Annotated in this window: 14 protein-coding genes; 8 read left to right on the top strand and 6 right to left on the bottom strand. The window is 66.2% G+C overall.

The window, feature by feature from the left end; translation table 11 throughout:
- Positions 1 to 57 precede the first annotated feature (57 nt).
- Entirely contained in the window at positions 58 to 1500 is a 1443-nt protein-coding gene (gene merA, locus AC50X6_RS10840; protein WP_494966214.1) for a mercury(II) reductase, read from the bottom strand.
- A 182-nt stretch (positions 1501 to 1682) separates the two neighbouring features.
- Here merA and AC50X6_RS10835 point away from each other — a divergent pair, with 182 nt between their 5' ends.
- The gene (locus AC50X6_RS10835; RefSeq protein ID WP_494966213.1) at positions 1683 to 2072 is read left to right on the top strand and encodes a heavy metal-responsive transcriptional regulator; all 390 of its coding nucleotides are present in this window, start codon (positions 1683 to 1685) and stop codon (positions 2070 to 2072) included.
- Here the strand turns inward: AC50X6_RS10835 and AC50X6_RS10830 are convergent.
- The 3 genes from AC50X6_RS10830 to AC50X6_RS10820 are packed head-to-tail and all read right to left on the bottom strand — an operon-like array spanning position 2063 to position 3007.
- Positions 2063 to 2425, bottom strand: coding sequence for an XdhC family protein (locus AC50X6_RS10830; RefSeq protein WP_494966212.1), 363 nt, complete (start codon positions 2423 to 2425; stop codon positions 2063 to 2065). The two genes, AC50X6_RS10835 and AC50X6_RS10830, sit on opposite strands and share 10 nt — an antisense overlap.
- The gene (locus AC50X6_RS10825; RefSeq protein WP_494966211.1) at positions 2422 to 2808 is read right to left on the bottom strand and encodes an XdhC family protein; all 387 of its coding nucleotides are present in this window, start codon (positions 2806 to 2808) and stop codon (positions 2422 to 2424) included. Before AC50X6_RS10825 ends, AC50X6_RS10830 begins: the two co-directional genes overlap by 4 nt.
- A complete protein-coding gene (locus tag AC50X6_RS10820) occupies positions 2801 to 3007 on the bottom strand; it encodes a hypothetical protein (protein ID WP_494966210.1) in 207 nt (68 codons plus the stop codon). The genes AC50X6_RS10825 and AC50X6_RS10820 overlap by 8 nt, the downstream gene beginning before the upstream one ends.
- Between AC50X6_RS10820 and AC50X6_RS10815 the strand changes: the two genes are divergently transcribed.
- A complete protein-coding gene (locus AC50X6_RS10815; protein ID WP_494966209.1) occupies positions 2984 to 3463 on the top strand; it encodes a LysR substrate-binding domain-containing protein in 480 nt (159 codons plus the stop codon). The two genes, AC50X6_RS10820 and AC50X6_RS10815, sit on opposite strands and share 24 nt — an antisense overlap.
- Positions 3464 to 3593: 130 nt before the next feature.
- Positions 3594 to 3911, top strand: a complete 318-nt coding sequence (locus AC50X6_RS10810) for a DUF6457 domain-containing protein (protein WP_494966208.1) — start codon at positions 3594 to 3596, stop codon at positions 3909 to 3911.
- Positions 3912 to 4071: 160 nt separating this feature from the next.
- Here AC50X6_RS10810 and AC50X6_RS10805 read toward each other — a convergent pair whose 3' ends face one another.
- Positions 4072 to 6423, bottom strand: coding sequence for an FdhF/YdeP family oxidoreductase (locus AC50X6_RS10805; RefSeq protein WP_494966207.1), 2352 nt, complete (start codon positions 6421 to 6423; stop codon positions 4072 to 4074).
- Positions 6424 to 6765: 342 nt separating this feature from the next.
- Between AC50X6_RS10805 and AC50X6_RS10800 the strand changes: the two genes are divergently transcribed.
- The 3 genes from AC50X6_RS10800 (at position 6766) to AC50X6_RS10790 (ending at position 14972) form a co-directional block, all read left to right on the top strand.
- Positions 6766 to 12294, top strand: a complete 5529-nt coding sequence (locus tag AC50X6_RS10800) for a peroxidase family protein (protein WP_494966206.1) — start codon at positions 6766 to 6768, stop codon at positions 12292 to 12294.
- Positions 12295 to 12415: 121 nt separating this feature from the next.
- A complete protein-coding gene (locus tag AC50X6_RS10795) occupies positions 12416 to 14104 on the top strand; it encodes a multicopper oxidase family protein (RefSeq protein WP_494966205.1) in 1689 nt (562 codons plus the stop codon).
- A 1-nt stretch (position 14105) separates the two neighbouring features.
- Positions 14106 to 14972 carry a hypothetical protein gene (locus AC50X6_RS10790; RefSeq protein ID WP_494966204.1) on the top strand — a complete coding sequence of 289 codons (867 nt, stop codon included), beginning with the start codon at positions 14106 to 14108 and terminating at the stop codon, positions 14970 to 14972.
- A 57-nt stretch (positions 14973 to 15029) separates the two neighbouring features.
- Here AC50X6_RS10790 and AC50X6_RS10785 read toward each other — a convergent pair whose 3' ends face one another.
- Complete coding sequence (locus AC50X6_RS10785) at positions 15030 to 16784, bottom strand: long-chain-fatty-acid--CoA ligase (protein ID WP_494966203.1); 1755 nt, start codon at positions 16782 to 16784, stop codon at positions 15030 to 15032.
- 239 nt (positions 16785 to 17023) lie between these two features.
- On the opposite strand from AC50X6_RS10785, the gene AC50X6_RS10780 reads away from it, so the two are divergent.
- A complete protein-coding gene (locus AC50X6_RS10780) occupies positions 17024 to 17896 on the top strand; it encodes a universal stress protein (protein WP_494966202.1) in 873 nt (290 codons plus the stop codon).
- A 101-nt stretch (positions 17897 to 17997) separates the two neighbouring features.
- On the top strand, positions 17998 to 18690 hold the full coding sequence (locus AC50X6_RS10775; protein ID WP_494966201.1) for a hypothetical protein: 693 nt from the start codon (positions 17998 to 18000) through the stop codon (positions 18688 to 18690).
- Positions 18691 to 18697: the final 7 nt, after the last annotated feature.

Here is an 18697-nt window from a genome sequence, read left to right as displayed (position 1 = left end):
CGTTCGTCCTGGTATCAGACGCTGCGGTTTTGCCGGCTCGATTGCGCCGGGGTTGAGTCATGAGGCGCAGCAGGAAAGCCTGGAGACATCGGTGGTGAATGACTGGGCGGCAATTCTTATGCCCTCGGCCATGGTCAGGTAGGGGCTCCAAAGGCTCGCCACCTGTTCGACGGTCATGCCCGCTGCCAGGATGTACACGCCGGCGGCTGCGAGGTCACCGGCTTCCTTGCCGACGGCGGTGATTCCCACGATCTTTCCGGAGGCGTGTTCGGCGACGATTTTGATGAAGCCACGGGTGTCGCGGTTTACGACGGCGCGGGGAACGTGCTCAAGCGGCAGGACCCGGCATTCGCACCGGATACCGGCGTCCTTGGCTTCCTTGTGCGTCATACCGACCGATGCCAGGGCCGGGCTGGTGAACGTGACACGGGGCAGATGCCGGTAATCGACGTCACGCCCGGCGTCGTTGAAGGCGTTCTCTGCCATGAGAGATCCGTGGGCGGCGGCGACGTAGACGAATTCGCGGTGCCCGGTCACGTCTCCGGCGGCCCAGATCCTGGGGTTGGAACTGACGAGCGTGTCCTGGACCAGGATCTCTCCGCGGTCTCCGGTCTTGACCCCGACGGTGTCCAGGTTCAGGCCCGAGCTCACCGCGCGGCGCCCGGTGGCGACCAGCAGCTTCGAGGCACGGAATTCCTGCCGGCCTCCGGCGACGGCGGCGGTCACGATCACTTCTGCGGTATCGGGGTCGGTGCTGACGGAAGTCAGGACTGCGCGGCGGACCACATGGATGCCCTCGTCGGCGAAGACGCCCATCAGGGCACGGGAGGCTTCGGGCTCCTCGGCCGACGCGAGGCGGGAGCGGACCAGCATGGTCACGCCGGATCCGAGACGGGCGAAGAGTTGCGCCTGTTCGAGGGCCACGTATCCGCCGCCGACCACGAGCAGGGACTCCGGCACTTCTTTCAGTTCCATGGCGGTGGTGGAAGTCAGGTAGTCCGTGTTCTGCAGGCCTGGCACCGGGGGCGCCCACGGGGTTGAACCGGTCGCGACCAGATAGTGGGCGGCACGGATTACGCTGCGGGCACCGTCCGGGGCGGTGATCTCCAGAACGGGTTCCGCCGGGGTGCCGGCGAACGCTGCGTTGCCCTCCCGCAGGTCCCAGCCGTACTCCCCGATCAGGTCTACGTATTTGTCCGAGCGCATGGTCTCGACCAAGGATTGTTTGCTGGTGATGAGCTCCGTCATGTCGACCGGGCCGGCCGACGTGCTGATGCCGGGGAATCTGCTGGTGGCGTCGAGTGCCACGTGGCGGGCTTCGGCGGCGGCCAGCAGTGCCTTGGAGGGGATGCAGCCGGTGTTCACACACGTCCCGCCGACGGTGGAGCGTTCGATCATCACGACCCGTTTGCCCAGTTTGGTGGCGCGGATGGCAGCGGCGAAGGCGCCGCCGCCGGAGCCGATAACGGCCAGATCAAAATCCGTTGCTGCCTCAGGCATGGATCCTCCATCGAGTCTTGTGTCCGTGCGCACGGCATGCGCCTCGGCGTTCCAGTTCGGATGCTGGCTTCAGTCTGCACCTTCCCCTAGGGTGGAAGGTCAAGACACCAGGGCCCGTCCGAGGCCTTCCAGCAAGGGCAGACTGATCTTGAAGGCTTGTCCAACGACCTGAAGGATGCAAAGTGCGAATCGGTGAAGCTGCATCCGCCGCCGGTCTGACGGCAAAGACGATCAGGTTTTATGAGGGCCGAGGGCTGCTCCCGGCGGCTGAACGCGCGGCCAACGACTACCGGGACTACGCCCTCGACACCGTCAGCCGTCTTGACTTCATCCGCCGCAGCCGGATGGCCGGGCTGACCCTGGCACAGATCCGGGACATCCTGACGATCCGGGACGCCGGCTGCACTCCGTGCGCCCACGTGCGTGATGTCCTGGCACGGCAGCTGACGGACCTGGACGGCCAGATCGCCGAGCTCACAGCCCTTCGGACCACTGTTGCCCGCTACCATGCTGGCGCCGAGGCGGCTGATCCGGATTCCTGCGATCCGGAGCGGATTTGCAGCTACCTCTGAGGGACCGGTGCCGGGCGCGCGGGAGTGGCGAAGATCGCCCTGGCATCACACACCGTGACGCGGTAACCCAGGAACGTTCCCAACCGGGCCAGTGCCGAGGCGGAGTCGATCGCCCCGAAGACCAGCATCCGCGGCGGCGGGGCGTAGCTTGCGAAGAAGACGCGCATCCCGGAGTCCAGCCGTTCGCCGTCGAGCCCGTAGCTCAGGATCCCGGAGCGGCCGGCCGCGAGCAGCCCCTGGGTGTCATCGCCCACGGCATGGTTGGCCCGTTCTGAGCCGAGGTTGCCCTCGAAACCGTCCGGCCGCACGACGAGGTTACGGCCGAGCCGGCTGCTGTCCGCGTGCTCGATCACGGTGGCGACCCCCCCACCCGCCGTCCGGCGGCGACGTGGTCCCTCATGGCGTCCAGTTCCGCGAAACTCTGCCGGGAGACCGGCTCGACGAAGATGTCGATGATCCCGCCGCAGGTCAGGCCGACGGCGTAGGCATCATCGTCGCTGATCCCGTAGCGCACCAGGACCGGTGTGCCTTCCGCTTTGACCCGGGTGACCAGCTCGAGCACGGCGGCCTCGACGCAGCCGCCGGAAACCGAACCGACGGCTTCGCCCTCCGCGGTGACAAGCATGGCTGCCCCGGGGAATCGCGGGGCGGACTTGAACGTGCTCACAACGGTGGCCAGGCCGGCGGTGCTTCCCTTCTGCCAGCCCGGCATTATTGCCGCGAGCACATCACGCACTGGCGGCCCGAAGCTTCCCGTACATTTTGATCAACCGGAAAGCCGACCGCCGGCCGGCCCAATAGGCCACGCAGGCCACCACCGCCTCGATGGCCAGGACCTTCCCGGGGCTGGAGAGCTGGTCCGCCGCGATGCCTTTTGCGAGGCTCAGCGCGTCCAGGCTGCCGGCGGCGCCGTGGGTGCGCGGCCGACGGCGCACGCCACCACCGCCGTGGGTGTGTGGCCGACGGCGCCCGCCGGCACCGCCGTGGGTGTGCGGCCGTGGTTTGGCGGGCCGGCCGGGATCCAGAACAGCACCGAGGAGGGCCGCTGGCTGGCGTCGATGGCGGTGGCGCCGGACATTATCCGGCTCAGCAGCGAGACCGATGCACTTGCCGCCGTGCGGGCGGGGAAGGGCATCATGCTGGCGCTCGGCCACGTTGTCCGCGCAGAGATCCAGAGCGGTGCCCTGGTCCGGCTCCCCGTCGTCGGAACACCTGTCTCAGGCCTGTGGTGGGCCAGCACACTGGACCACCGCAGGGCCACCACAATGGCGCAGACGCTGAAGCGCTTCGTCGGTACCGCCGACGCGACTGCGGCCATGGTCGCCCCCGGAGGCTCGCGCGGTCTCGAGCGCCGGGGCTCGAAGTTCCACGTCGCGCTGTGGAGCAAGTGAGGGTATCTGTTTCCTTCCGCCGGGATGCCCGGTGCCGCGTTGTCCGGTGTCGCGTTGCAGAACGCCCGCGTCGGTGCTACCCCTTGAGTGATAGACGATCGAATAACGCCCCCTACGAAGAGGAATAGCAATGACTTTGCCCCGGGATGAAGACAGCTCGCTGCGGCTCTGGAGCAGCCGACTGATCCAGGCACTACAGCTTCTTGATCTGGAAGTCGACCACGAGAAGATCGTCCAGGTCGCGGAGGAATCTGTTAAGGCCGTCGGGCCGCACGCGGATGCCATCAGCGCGTTCATCGTCGGCTACGCCGCAGGCACCGCCTCCACGAACGGCCGCAAGGGCACCAAGGAAGCCGTTCACGCCGCGTCCAACAAGGTACTTGAGCTGTGCGAACACGGCGAATCCGGCGGCCCCGATGAAAAGGGCTGGGCCAAGCGGGCCCAGTAGCAGGCCACGCGGCGCCGGACCGGATCTCGCCGCCCGCACGTGGGACCCCGGGGGGACATGTCCTGCCCTTGGTCCCGGGGATGGACATGTTGGCATTATGTCCGCCGGCGGCGACCAGGACTGGACATGTCCCCCCCCGGGGTCTGCGCAGAAATGTGCACTACCGCAAGTGGGCCGCCCCTGAGGTTGCGGTTGCGGAGCCGTCCGGGGTCTGGTCCGGGCTGGCTTTCAGCCGGACAATGACCGCCTTGGAAATCGGGGTGTTGCTGCCTTCGGCCGTGTGGTTCAGCGGCACCAGCACGTTGGCCTCGGGGTAGTAGGCGGCCGCGCAGCCGCGGGCGGTCGGGTAGGAGACCACCCGGAACTTGCGGAGTACCCGCTCGACGCCGTCCTTGTACTCGCCGCGGATGTCCACGAACAAGCCGTCGGCCAGGCCCAGCTCTGCGATATCCTCCGGATTCACAAAGACCACGTGGCGGCCCTTCTTGATGCCCCGGTAGCGGTCGTTGTGGCCGTAGATGGTGGTGTTGAACTGGTCGTGGGAGCGCATGCTCTGCAGGATAAGCGTGCCCTCGGGCTTCTCCACATGCTCCAGTTCGTTGACGGTGAGCACGGCTTTGCCGGTGGGGGTCGGGAAAGTACGTGAGTCCCGGGGGCCGTTCGCAAGGATGAACCCCCCTTCCTGCCGGATCCGTTCGTTGTAGTTTTCACAGCCGCCCACAACCCGCGAGATATGGTCCCGGATGAGGTCGTAATTCTTCTCGTAGCCGTCCCAATCGGCCTTGATCCTGTTCCCGACTACGGCCTTGCCGAGGCGGCTGACGATCGCCGGCTCGGACAGCAGGTGGTGCGAGACAGGCTCAACGGTGCCCCGGGAGGGGTGGACGGCGCAGACCGTGTCCTCCACGGAGACGAATTGCTGCCCCGACTCCTGGATATCGATCTCGGTCCGGCCCATGGTGGGCAGGATCAGGGCTTCCGTGCCGGTCACCGTGTGGGACCGGTTGAGCTTCGTGGAGATCTGGACGGACAACTCGGTGTTCTGCATGGCGGCCTCGGTGGCGTTGGTGTCCGAGATGGCGCCGACGAAGTTGCCGCCAAGCGCCACGAACGCCTTGATCCCGCCGTCGCGCATTTTGTTGATGGTCTCCACCGCGTCGACGCCGTGTTCGCGGGGCGGCTCGAAGTCGAATTCCGCGCCGAGGGCCTCCATGAAGGACTGCGGCATCTGCTCCCAGATGCCCATGGTGCGGTCGCCCTGGACGTTGCTGTGGCCGCGGATGGGGGAGGCGCCCGCACCCGGCTTGCCGATGTTGCCGCGCAGCAGGAGCAGGTTGATGATCTCCTTGATGGTGGCCACGCCCTTTTTCTGCTGCGTGATGCCCATGGCCCAGGTGATGATCACCTTGTCGGCCTTAAGATAGCGGGCGGCGAGCTCATCGATGTCCTCGGCGCGCAGCCCCGTCGCTTTCAGCACTGCCTGTTCGTCCAGTTGGCTGAGGTGCTCCTTGAGCTCCGCCAGGCCCTCGCAGTGCTCGGCCAGAAAGGCGTGGTCCAGCACAGTCCCCGGGTTCCGGTCCTCGGCGTCGAACACGCGCTTGGAGAGGGCCTGCAGCAGGGCCATGTCACCGCCGATGCGGATGTGCAGGAACTGGTCTGCGATATCCGTGCCGCGGCCGATGATGCCCTTGACTTTTTGCGGGTTTTTGTAGCGGCGCAGGCCCGCCTCGGGGAGCGGATTGACGGCGACAATCTCCCCGCCGTTCTCCTTGCACGCCTCAAGCTCGGTGAGCATACGCGGGTGGTTGGTGCCGGGGTTCTGGCCCATGACAATAATCAGGTCGGCTTTGGCATAATCGTCAAAGGAGACGGTGGCCTTGCCGATGCCGATGGTCTGGCCCATCCCCCAGCCCGAGGACTCGTGGCACATATTGGAGCAGTCCGGGAGATTGTTGGTGCCGTAGCCGCGGACCAGCAGCTGGTACAGGAAGGCGGCCTCGTTTGAGGTCCTGCCGCTTGTGTAGAAGGCTGCCTCGTCGGGGGAGTCCAGGCCGGCGAGTTTGTCCGCGATAATGCGGATAGCCTCGTCCCAGCTGACCGGCTTGTAGTGGTCCTCGCCTGCGGGCTTGAAGACGGGCTCTGTGAGCCGGCCCTGCATGCCCAGCCAGTACTCGGAGCGGGCGCGCAGTTCCGTGACCGAATGCTCCGCCCAGAAAGCCGCGGGGACGAGGACCGGCGTCGCTTCCCAGGTGACGGCCTTGGCTCCGTTCTCGCAGAACTCGAACGCCTTGCGGTGGTCCGGGTCCGGCCACGCACAGCTGGGGCAGTCAAACCCGTCCTTCTGGTTCATCGCCAGGACGGTCTTGCGCGTGCGGTTCAGGCCCATCTGTTCGATCGCGGGCTTCATGGAGTGCAGGACCCCCGGGATGCCGGCGGCCCAGTCCTTTGGGCCGTCTCCAACCACGAGGTCTCTTTCGTCGTTTTCCTCAACCTGCGGATTCTTACGGGTCACGTGAACTTCCCTTCTGCGGACACACGGGGGATGGATTGTGCGCCTATCTGCCACTACGCACCTTACCGTCAGGCCTGATACAGGCCTATCAGCTCCGCCGGAGCGCCGCAAGGAAACCAGAGTCGGCGGCGCCGCCGGACCGCGGCCCGCGTAGGCAGCCACGGGGACGGCCCTGGGTGAGCGCCCGGCCCTCCCAGTTTTCCCGAAGTGCGGCCCTGCACTCTTGCAGCATCATTCACTTCAAGAGGCAGGTGCGTTATGAATGTGTTCGCATGCACGAAGGCGGAGGGCCAGAGACGTATCTTTAGCACTCCGACCCGCTTAGTCGCGGCAGGGACAGCAATGGCTCTGCTCAGTTTCCTTGGACTCACCACGACGGCGGTGACGGCCAACGCCGTCGTGGCCCCGACGGGCGCGGGGTTCACTGTTACAGCGTCAGACCTGGCGTTCATCCTCAAGCAGATCAAAATCTCGGAGGCGCACGTCGCCAACACCACCTCGTTCACGGGCCCGTGTGGTGCGCTCGTGGGTACCGGGCCCGACCAGATCGCGAGTCCCCTTGTTTCCCGGGGTTTGCGGACGGTGGACGGCTCCTGCAACAACCTCCAGCCCGGCCAGGAAACGTTCGGCGCTGCTGACCAGACGTTCCCGCGCCTGACCACCCCGGTATTCACCAGCGCCGAGAGCTCACCTCCCGGCTTCGGCCCGTCCCAGTCATCGTCGTATGCGCAAAAGAAGGGCCTGGTCTTCGACTCTGAGCCCCGCGTCGTCAGCAACCTGATCGTGGACCAGACCTCAACCAACCCTGCCGCCGTGGCAGCGGCCGGTAACCCGGTCAGGACCCAAGGCAACCCCGGCGTCGTCCCGTGCACTACGGATCCGCAGCCGTTGGCCACGCCGCCGGTGGCTGAAGTTCCTACGGGCTGCGTGCCCTCGCGTCAAACCCTGTTCATCCCTAACGTGACCACTGACGTCGGGCTCTCGCCGCCCTACAACTCACTGTTCACACTTTTCGGGCAGTTTTTTGATCATGGCGTGGACCAGACCGTCAAGGGCGGTGGCACGGTGTTCGTGCCGCTGAAAGCCGATGATCCGCTGATCGCGGGCCCGGACCATGTCCTCGGCAACGGCGACGACCTGCCGCCGCAGAATCGGTTCATGGTGCTGACCCGGGGCAAGAACCAGCCCGGTCCGGACGGCGTCGCTTGGGACAATCCGGCGACTCCTGCTGACGAAAGTGCCGACGATATCCAGAACGCGCTCAATACGGATTCGCCGTGGGTCGACCAGAGCCAGACTTACACCTCGCACCCGTCACACCAGGTCTTTCTGCGGGAGTACATCAACAACTCCGACAGCAAGCCGGTTTCAACGGGCAAGCTGCTCGGTGGCGTCGCCGGCCCCACCGCGAACGGCATGGCCACGTGGGCCACGGTCAAGTCTCAGGCCGCCATCTTCCTTGGCCTCAAGCTTGAGGACAAGGACGTCACGAACGTCCCGATGATCGCCGCCGACGCGTACGGCAAGTTCCTCCCCGGCCCCAACGGACTTCCTCAGTACGTCACCGCGACGGGCCTCGTGGAAGGCAATATTGCCCTCCCCGTGCCGGTGCCGGCCAACGTGCGGTACATCGACACTCCGTTCCTGACGGACATCGCGCATAACGCAGACCCGTCCCCGCAGGACACGGACAACAATCCGGCCACTCCACGGGTAGCGCCGGCTCCGGATTCTGACAACGCGGCCTCCGCCGACTTCGCCAGCCAGCCCGCAGGTACCTACGACGACGAGATGCTCAACGCGCACTTCGCCGCCGGCGACGGCCGGGTCAACGAGAACATCGGCCTGACGGCCATCCACCAGGTCTTCCACTCGGAACACGACCGGCTCGTTGGTGACATCAAGGCCACCCTCACGAACGATACTTCCGCGAGCGGTGTCGCCGCCCTCGCCGAATGGCAGTCGGCGTCCGGTGCCAACGGCTGGAACGGAGAGCGCCTTTTCCAGGCGGCACGGTTCATCACCGAGATGGAGTACCAGCATCTGGTGTTTGAGGAGTTCGCCCGCAAGATCCAGCCGGCGATCAACCCCTTCGAGCCGTTTGCCTTCACCCAGACCGAAATCAACCCTGCGGTCAAGGCGGAGTTCGCCCATGCCGTGTACCGCTTCGGTCACTCCATGCTGACCGAGACGATCTCCCGCAGGAACGAGGACCGCCCCGGGCCCGACAATGAGTTCGGCACGTCCGACGACATCAGGGGCAGTCAGAACGACATCTCCTTGCTTGACGGCTTCCTCAACCCGCCGGAGTACACCAATGGTGGCACCGCCGGCGCGCTGACCTCTGAGGAGGCTGCCGGCAGCATCGTCGCCGGCATGTCCGACCAGGTCGGCAATGAACTGGATGAGTTCGTGACGGACACCCTCCGCAACAACCTCCTGGGCCTGCCGCTGGACCTGGCAGCGATCAACATGACGCGGGCCCGGTCCGAGGGCGTCCCCCGGCTGAACCCGCTTCGCCGGCAGCTGTTCGGCTCAACAAATGACAGCCAACTGAAGCCCTACACCAACTGGATCGACTTCGGAGAAAACCTTAAGAACCCTGAGTCACTGGTCAACTTCGTCGCCGCCTACGGCCAGCACCCGACCATCCTCACGAACGCCGGTCCGGACGCCACCCTGGGTACACCCGACGACGGCCCGGCAACCCTGGCCTCCCGCCGGGCGGCCGCACGGGCGATTGTCAGCCCCAGTGTCGCTGCCGGAGACGTTGCTCCTGCTGATGCTCCTGAGTTTATGAACAGCACCGGCGCCTGGGCCAACAACGGCACCCAGTCCATCACCGGCCTCGACAACGTCGATCTCTGGATCGGCGGCCTCGCCGAGCGGACGAACCTCTTCGGCGGCCTGTTGGGCAGCACGTTCAACTACGTCTTCGAGAAGCAACTGACTGACCTTCAGAACGGCGACCGCCTCTACTACCTGGCGCGGACACCCGGCATGAACCTGAGGACGCAGCTTGAAGGCAACTCCTTCGCCGAAATGATGATGCGGAACACGAATGCCAAGTCCCTCAAGGCGGATGTGTTCGCCACCGCGGACTGCAAGTTCGAGCTGAAGAATCTGGCCGGCACCTCTGCAGGCTTTGCGTCCTTTGGCAACACGGTCGCGGATGATCCGGCATCGGACTGCAGCGAGCCGGATCTGCTGATCCGCATGCCTGACGGCACCATCAAATACCGGGCGAGGAACAGCGTGGATCCCGCCGGCATCAACGGCCAGAGCGTCTTCAACGGCACTGCCGGCGTCGACCGCATCTACGGCGGCGTTGACAACGACACCTTCTGGGGCGGCCTTGGCAATGACGTCATCGAGGGTGGTGACGGAGCCGACGTCGCACTGGGCGGAGAAGGCAACGACATCATCAGGGATCTCGCCGGCGACGACGTCCTCAAGGGCGGTCCAGGCAACGATGCCATCGATGCCGGCCCGGGTCTCGACATCGTGATGGGTGGCGACGGCAAGGACTTCACGAACGGCGGAGCCAACGCCAATACGACGTTCGCTGGAGCCGGCGATGACTTCGTGATCCTCGGCGAGGGCATCGACGGAGCGCTCGGAGATAGCGGTGATGACTGGATGGAAGGCGGTAACCAGCCCGACGGCATGCAGGGTGACAGCGCCAACCTGTTCTTCACGGACGACAACGCTCCGGGAGACGACATCATGATCGGCCAGGGCGGCGATGACGACTACGACATGGAAGGCGGAAACGACGTCGGTGTCGCAGGACCCGGGATCGAGAAAAACGTCGGCGCCGCCGGCTACGACTGGACCATCGGTCAGGGCGACCCGCAGCCGCAGGATTCCGATCTGACCCTCCCGCTCGCCCCGCTGGACATCCTCACAGTGGGAGTTCGTGACAAGTTCAACGAGACCGAGGCGCTGTCCGGCTGGAAATTCGATGACAAGATCCGCGGCGACAACCTGGTTCCAAGCGCAGTCGGGGGCGGTGGCTTCGTAGGCTGCGATGCACTCGACCAGGAGGGGCTCGACAAGATCGCCGGCCTCGACGCCCTCGTTCCGCCCCTCGCCACCCCGGTGGGGCCGATCGTGGCCGCGTCGGTGACCAGTGACTGTTCACTGGCTGGTCCGTTCGTCTGGGGCGATGGCAACATCCTCCTCGGCGGAGCCGGCAGCGACGTCCTGGAGGGACGTGGCGCCGACGACATCCTCGACGGCGACCAGTACCTCAGCGTCCGCCTGAGTGTTCGGACTGACGCGAACAACCCGGCGACGGAGATCGGCAGTGCCGGCATCGAGGGGCCAGGACAAAGCGCCATGGCCAGCCAGTACCTTCGGGACGGCGCCGGAAACCTTACCGGGCCGACACTCCAGGAAGCCGTCTTCGCCGGCAAGGTCAACCCCGGAAACATCGTGGCCGTCCGTGAGATCCTGACCGGCTCCGGCGGAACTGACAAGGCAGTCTTCTCCGATGTGCAGGCGAACTACACTGTCACCACGACCGGTGGAAACGGCACCCTGGGCTCGCCCGGATCCGTCACCACCGTAGTCCACAACGGAGCAGGCATCGATGGTACGGACACCCTCCGCAACATCGAATTCCTTCAGTTCTCCGACACCGTTCCCCCGAACACACCGGTTATCGGCGTAGCAACCGCCGGCAACGGGCAGGCAACGGTCAACTTCGCGGCTCCGACCATCGGAACGGCCGGCGGCTTCCTCGTGAGGGTGCTGGACGCGGCCGGCGCACAGGTCGGGGCACTGCGTCCCGCTCCTGCCGGTGCCACCAGCCTGGTGGTTACCGGCCTGACCAACGGTTCCGCCTTCCGGTTCCAGGTCCAGGCGACCAGCGCCCTCGGAGACAGCCAGTTCTCGGCTCTTTCGAACGCTGTGACCCCGGCTCCGGCTCCGGTGCTGACCGCTCCGGGTGCCCCGACTATCGGTACGGCAACGGCCGGGGCGGCTTCGGCAACCCTGACCTGGACCGCTCCCGCTTCCAACGGCGGATCCGCCATCACGGGTTACACCGTGCGGGCCTTCGCGGGTGCTACCCTGGCCCGCACCCAGGCGGTCACCGGAAACGTGGGAACCGTCGTCGTCACCGGGCTCACTAACGGGACTGCGTACACGTTTGACGTGGCCGCAATCAACGCGGTGGGTACGGGGGCAGCCTCGGCCCGCTCGGCGGCGGCAACTCCGGTCGCCGGCGACACCACTGCCCCGGCGGTGACGGCGAGGACTCCGCTGGCGGCTTCACGTTCCATCAGCCAGACGGCCAACCTGACGGCAACGTTCAACGAAACGGTCACGGGACTCAGCGGAACCAATTTCCAGCTCCGGCTGGGCACCACTCTGGTTCCCGCAAGTGTCTCCTACAACGCGCTGACCAGGGTTGCCACCCTGAATCCGAGCGTAACCCTGACGGCCGACCGGGTGTACACGGCCAGCCTGACGGGCGTCCGCGACGCTGCCGGCAACATTATGGCGACGAGCACCTGGTCATTCACCACCGGCCCCGCCCCGCGGATCACTGCCCAGACTCCCGCTGCGGGAGCCACCGCGGTACGCCGGAACGCCAACGTGACGGCCACGTTCAGTGAAGCCATCACCGGCTTCGCGGTGGTCGGCAAGGTCCGCATCCAGCAGGTCTCCACCGGAGCGGAGATCAGCTCAGTGGAGTCGTTCAGCACCACCACCCGGGTGCTGACGATCAACCCCAGAGCCAGCCTCGCCTCGAACACCCAGTACCGGGTCACCATCACCGGTGGCACCACTGGGGTCCGGGACCTGGCCGGTAACCCGCTGACCACCCGTACGTGGACCTTCACCACGGGATCAGCTCTGTAACACCGTCACGACGGGAATGCCGGCTGGCGGGTCCCACCAGGCCCGCCAGCCGGCTTTTTCCATCATCCCAAGGGTGTCCTTCGGCACAATATCCAATCCCATCGCCCATTTTGGAGGGGCCATGACTACACGACGAGAAATTCTGAAGCTGGGCGCCGTCAGCGCCCTCGGACTGGCCGGGATGAAAAAAGGGGCCGACGACGTCCCGGCGGCGACGCCGCCACTCACATCCAGCCTGCTGGCTCCCGGGAACATGCCAGTCCCTTACGCAGCAGTCTTCCGCCGCCCACCGGAGCTGGTGCCGTTTGAGTCGGGCTTCGACGACGGCGACCCGACACGGCCATATGAGCGCTACGCACTCACCCAGAAACTCGGCCAGGCGCAGTTCGTGCCGGGGCTGAGTACCACGGTGGCAGGCTACAACGGCATATTTCCCGGGCCCACCATCCGGGTCAGCCAGGGGACCCGGACCGAGGTACGGATTCGCAACGCCCTGCCCGCGACGTCATTTCTCCATCCGGGCGCCTTTAATACGGTAACCCACCTTCATGGTTCGGCGTCGCTGCCACAGTACGACGGGTATGCCAATGACTCCACGAAACCTGGAGAGGTCAAGAATTACCATTACCCCAACTGGCAGCCAGCCCGGACGATGTGGTACCACGATCACAACCACCTCGTTACGGCCCAGGGGGTTTATTCAGGTCTGGCCGGAATATACCCTTTGTCCGACGCCTACGAGCGGGCCCAGCTGCCACAGGGGGAGTACGACGTGCCGCTGCTGATCTCGGATGCCATGTTCAAAGCCGACGGCTCCCTGGGCTACAACGACAACGGCCACTCCGGATTGTGGGGCGACATCATTATGGTCAACGGAGTGCCCTGGCCGACAATGAAGGTCAAGCCCCGGATCTACCGGTTCCGGGTCCTGATCGGTTCAATCTCGCGTTCCTACCGCCCCACCCTTTCCACGGGCGAGCCAATATACGTCGTGGGAACCGATGCCGGCATGGTGCCGGTGGTGCAACCGGTTAAGTCGTGGCGGCAAGGAACCGCCGAACGATACGAAGTCCTGATCGACTTCCGAAAGTACCGGCCGGGGCAGAGTGTCGAGCTGCGCAACCTGAGCAATAAGAACAACGTGAGCTTTGCCAACACGAACAAAATCATGCGCTTCCAGGTCGTGGAGGATTCGGGTCCGGCAGCTACCTTCACCAGTATCCCCACTGCGCTCGACGACGGTGGAGCCCCAAACGCAGTCCGCGGCGGAATCCCCACCATGAAGCTGACAAGGGACATGGCGGTGGTGAAGCGAAACCTTAGGGTGATCCGCGAGAAAGGCGAATGGACCATCAACGGTGTCACCTGGGCGGACGTGGAACAATCCGGCTTCACCCGGCTGTTCGGCAACCCCCAGCCCTACCAGGTCGAAGAATGGACCATTACGAACGCATCCGGAGGCTGGTTCCATCCTGTGCACGTCCACCTGATTGATGGCAAGATCATTGGCCGGAACACTAACGGGGGCAAGCCCTTTGCCTGGGAGACCGGGCCGAAAGACGTCTTCTACGCGGGCGAAAATGAGTCCATCACCGTGCTGATGCAATTTGATACCGGGGCCCACTCCGGCGGCAGATACATGGTCCATTGCCATAACCTCGTGCACGAAGATCACGACATGATGGTGCAATTCTCAGTCGGCGACCTGAACAACAATGATCCCGTGACTTCTGCCAGGCCCGTCCTGGACACGACACCCCTGGGATCCCATCCGCCGGTGTACAGGCCGGGCCTTCCGGCGGGGAGCTGAGATGGGGCGCATCATCAGGACGGCGGCGGCCAGCCTGCTGGTGCTGGCTCTGGGAGCCTGCACGGGCGGGGTGCCGGAGCCGTCGGCACAGGCTGCGGCACCCCCGGCCGGAACCCAGGCCACCATCAAAGCGACGCCGGCAGCCGCGGGGGATGTGGTTGGCGGGGAGGCGGTGGCCCTCAAATCGGGTGCGGATGTGGGGAACGGCCGGCCGGCCAGCAGCCATGACGGGCTGATGGTGCGGCGACGGACCGTCATCGTCGTCCATCCGGCCGGGGAGTCCGATCCGGCTGCCCTGCGCCGGCAGCTTGACGAGGCTGCCTCCCAGCAGGGCATCGAGCTGACCGACATCTCGCCGATGGTCCTTGACGCACTGCTCCTGGACCACCTCGTTCCGGAAGTCATCGTGGCACTGCCGGCAGGCCGGAGCCAAGAGGACGCGGCCCGGCTCGCGGAACGGGCCGTCGGCCAGGAGGGCACTAACGCCGAGGTGGAACACCTGCACGTCGGGGAAGTTCTGGTCCATGATCTGCAGTTCACGGTCGCTGCAGCGGATCCCGCCGCGCTGGCGGCATCGATTGCCGCGGAAGGGATCCTCTCCGACGCACTCGGCAACTATGAGGAAGTGCCCGACGGCGGGGCGCTGACGATCGGCTACACCGGACCGCTGCTCAGCGACGCGCTGGTGGAGTCCGTCCGGGACGCCATGGCCCGCAGTGCCGGAAAGCAGCCCGCCGACGTCGGGCTGGCGCCACGCTCAACGAGCGGAGAGGGAGCGGACCTGTCCCGGGAACCGGCTCCCGACGAAGCGGACAGCGTGGACGACTCGGGGCACCACGCTCCGGGATCTGACGACCCGGGGCACTAACCCAAGCATTGGCGGCGCCCGCCAGCCGGCCTCTTTTGTGCGCGCCACGGTCCAGCCCTACCGGCCGGCGATCAGGGTGTCGCGAATTTCGCGGCGCAGGACCTTGCCGATCAGCGAGCGGGGCAACGAATCGAGGACCACCACCCGGCGCGGCACCTTGTAGGCAGCCAGGTGCTTCCGCGCAAATACCTGGAGCGAGTCCGGATCGATGGTGGTCCCCGGAAGAGCGACGACGGCGGCGACCACATCCTCGCCGCCTCCCGGCCGGGGCAAACCGACCACGGAAACGTCGCTGATGCCGGGGAACGTCGCGAGAACGTCTTCCACTTCGCTGGGGGAGACGTTGAATCCACCGGTGATGATCAGTTCCTTGATCCGGTCCCGGATGGTGACGAAGTGGTCACTGTCCACCGAGACGATGTCCCCGGTGCGGAACCAGCCGCCTTCCAGCAGTGCATCCTCGGTCTCCTGCGGCCGGTTCCAGTAGCCGGAAAACACCTGCGGCCCGCGGATGAGAAGTTCACCCTCTTCGCCCGGGGCCCGGTCGATCAGGACATCCTTGGGATCAACCACCCTGATGTCGGTCAGCGGGAACGGCACCCCCACGGTGCCCGGCTTGCGGCTTGGTCCGAAGGGGTTTCCTATGGCGATGGGGGAGGTCTCCGTCAGTCCGTAGCCCTCGATCAGGTACCCGCCGGTCGCCTTCTCCCACGTCTCCACGGTCGCCGTCGGCAGGTTCATGGCCCCCGAGATGGAGAAACGGATGCTCTCCAGCCCGATCCCGCGTTCCGCCGCCGCGGCGGCGATCCGGTCGTAGATCGGCGGGACGGCCGGCAGGAAGGTGGCCGGCGACTTCTTGAGCGCCTTCAGCACCAGATCGACGTCGAACTTGGGGAACAGCACCAGCTTCGCGCCGATGCTCAGGGCGAAGGTCATGCATAACGTCAGCCCGTAGGCGTGGAACATGGGCAGCACCGCGTACACGGTTTCCCGGCCCTCCTTGAGCCCCGGCACCCAGGCGCGGCCCTGGGCGGCGTTGGCCTGCAGATTGGCGTGGGTGAGCATGGCGCCCTTGGGCAGCCCCGTGGTGCCGGATGTGTACTGCAGGACGGCGAGGTCCTGCGCGGCAGGGCGGGGGTGCTTCTTCTTCAGTTCCCCCGCCTCGAGGAGCTCCCGCCACGGCCGCACCGTGCGGCGGGCAGGCGCCGTGTGGGGCCGGTGCCCGTGCTTGCCGGCGGACAGGGCCGCGCGTGCCGTGCGGGCCGCGGGCACCGGTAGCCGCAGCGCGATCCGCTGGAGCAGCGGCATGGCCGGGATCAGCTCCACCGAGACGAGGTGGCGCAGACCGACGTCGGCGGGCAGCTGGCGGACCTGCTCCACCACCTTGTCCCAGACGATCGCCACCGTGGCGCCGTGGTCCTCGAACTGGTGTCGCAGCTCCCGGTCGGTGTACAACGGGTTGTGTTCCACCACGACGGCGCCGAGGCGCAGCACGGCATGGAACGCAATGATGTGCTGCGGGCAGTTCGGCAGCACCAGCGCCACCCGGTCACCGGCCTTGACGCCCAGCCTCTGGAGCCCGGCGGCAGCCCGGCTGATGAGCATGCCCAGGTCCCGGTAGCTGGTGCGGGCCCCGAAGAACTCCAGTGCGGTCCTGGACCCGTAGCGCCGCACGGATGACTCCACGAGATCCACGAGAGTCCCGTTCGGCAACTTCAGGTCCGCAGGGACTCCCGGTCCGTAGGCGGCCGTCCACGGCCGGGCCGGGGCCTGAACCGTACCTTTGGCCGTCCGCTGGAATTTTTTGTTCATCGTCTGTCCTTGCCACTGGAATGCGCCGAGCACGTTTCGCGTGCTGAGAAGCCTGCAAGAAAAATCCTACCGGTGCGGCGGCGGGGGTTCCTGCGGGGGCTTAAGGCCCTAACCGGCGGACGGCGGACGGACCACACTGAACTGTCAGCTGCGGACCAACTGTCTGCGGGCTATCGGTGCGGCTGGTCGGATCGCTTGGTGCCGGGCCGGTCACGCCACGGAGAAGAACAGGGTTCAGCATGAACAAACCAATCGTCGTCGGATTCAACGGCTCTGCCGGCAGTGCGGCCGCACTGACATGGGCGCTGCAGCGGGCGTCCCGGCACAAGCTCCCGGTGATAGTCATCCATGCGGTCGATGATCGCTGGATGTCCCCGGATTTCGAGTACCACGAACTCATCCGGAAAGCGGGGACGGAGATGCTCGGGAAGGCGCAGGCCAGTGCTAGCGAGCAGGCGCCCGATGTTGAGGTCGAGGCGCGGCTCCGGCATGGCAGCGCGGGGCGGGCCCTTCGCGAGGCCTCGAAGGAAGCATCGATGGTGGTCGTCGGCGCCCATGACAAGCACTGGCTCGACGGCGGACCTCTCACAGACCGGGCCCTGCAGATTGTCGCCGCCTCGGACTGTCCGGCCGCCATCGTCCCGGAAAAGCAGGGAACGTCGGGCCGCGGTGTGGTAGTCGGTGTGGACGGCTCGGAGGAGTCGCTTCAGGCCGTCGCGGTCGCGGCCGCCGAAGCGGACCTGGGCGGGGACGAGTTGACCGTCGTATTGGCATTCCGGAGTCCGGCCCGGTGGGTCGAGAACCAGTTGCCGGCCAGCGGGCTCGCCGAAACCTTGGTCGAAGAGGACCGGATTGTGCTCGCCGAGTCGGTAGCCGGCCTCGGCGACAAATACCCGGACCTCGTGATCCATCAGCGCCTTGAAACCGCTACCGAGCCGGCGAAGGCCCTCGTGGAAACTGCGGCGGCGGCCAGGCTGCTGGTGATCGGCAGCCGCGGACGCGGAGGCTTCTCCCGGGCCGTGCTCGGCTCCACGGCCCACGCCGTACTGTTGAACGTGCCGTGCCCCACCATCGTCACCCGGGTGCATAAGGTCAAGCACAGCCAGGACTGACGCCAACAGCGCCGGGCCGGGGCGGACCGGAAATTCGGCAGCGCTGCCGTCCACCGGGGGTGGGCATTTCGCTGCCGACCACGGGGTGGGAGTATGGTGCCGTGCAGCCTTTCTTCGATTTCGTCAGCCACTACTGGTGGCTCATCTTTCCGCTGAGCGGACTGTTCGGCGGCTGGGCGCGGTCATGGTCCAAAGCCTCCGAACGCCGGCACCGGCGACGGGTGGAGCTCTACAAGCTGAAGAATCTTGCAGCCGACGTGGAGCAGACCAGCCGCTCCGATGTGCAGGCCCTGATGGAGGGCCACGACGCCGTGAACCGGCGCTGGCTGGACTACGAACTGGACGTGGGAAAGCTCATCGACTTCCCGGCCATGACGGATGTCCGTGAACCGCTCACGGTCGCGTTCCTGCGGGCCAAACGGGAGGCCGACGGGCTGCGTCCCGCCGCGTCCGGTGACATCACGACGGCGGCCCGGCTGGAGGAGTACCGCTCGGCGGTGCGCGGGTTCGAGCTTGCGTTCGATGTTGCCGAGCGGGAGGCGCAGCGCGTCAGGGACAGCAACTTCACCGGCCCGGAACGCGGGCGGCTCGCGACGGCCCGGAAGCTGCTCCGGATCGCCTCCGACGCCGCTGCCACCCCGGCCGAGCGGCAGACGGCGTACAGGCGTGCCCGACGCGAACTGGACGGGTTGATTGTGCTGCCCGATGCCACGCTTGCCGCGCTGGAGAAGAAGTTCGCGGGGATACTCGGCGCCGGGCCGGCCCCGGATCAGCCGGGGCTCCAGCACGGCTGATCCGGAA

Source organism: Pseudarthrobacter sp. HLT1-7 (assembly GCF_059383435.1).
This window is presented reverse-complemented; position numbering and strand designations above follow the sequence as displayed.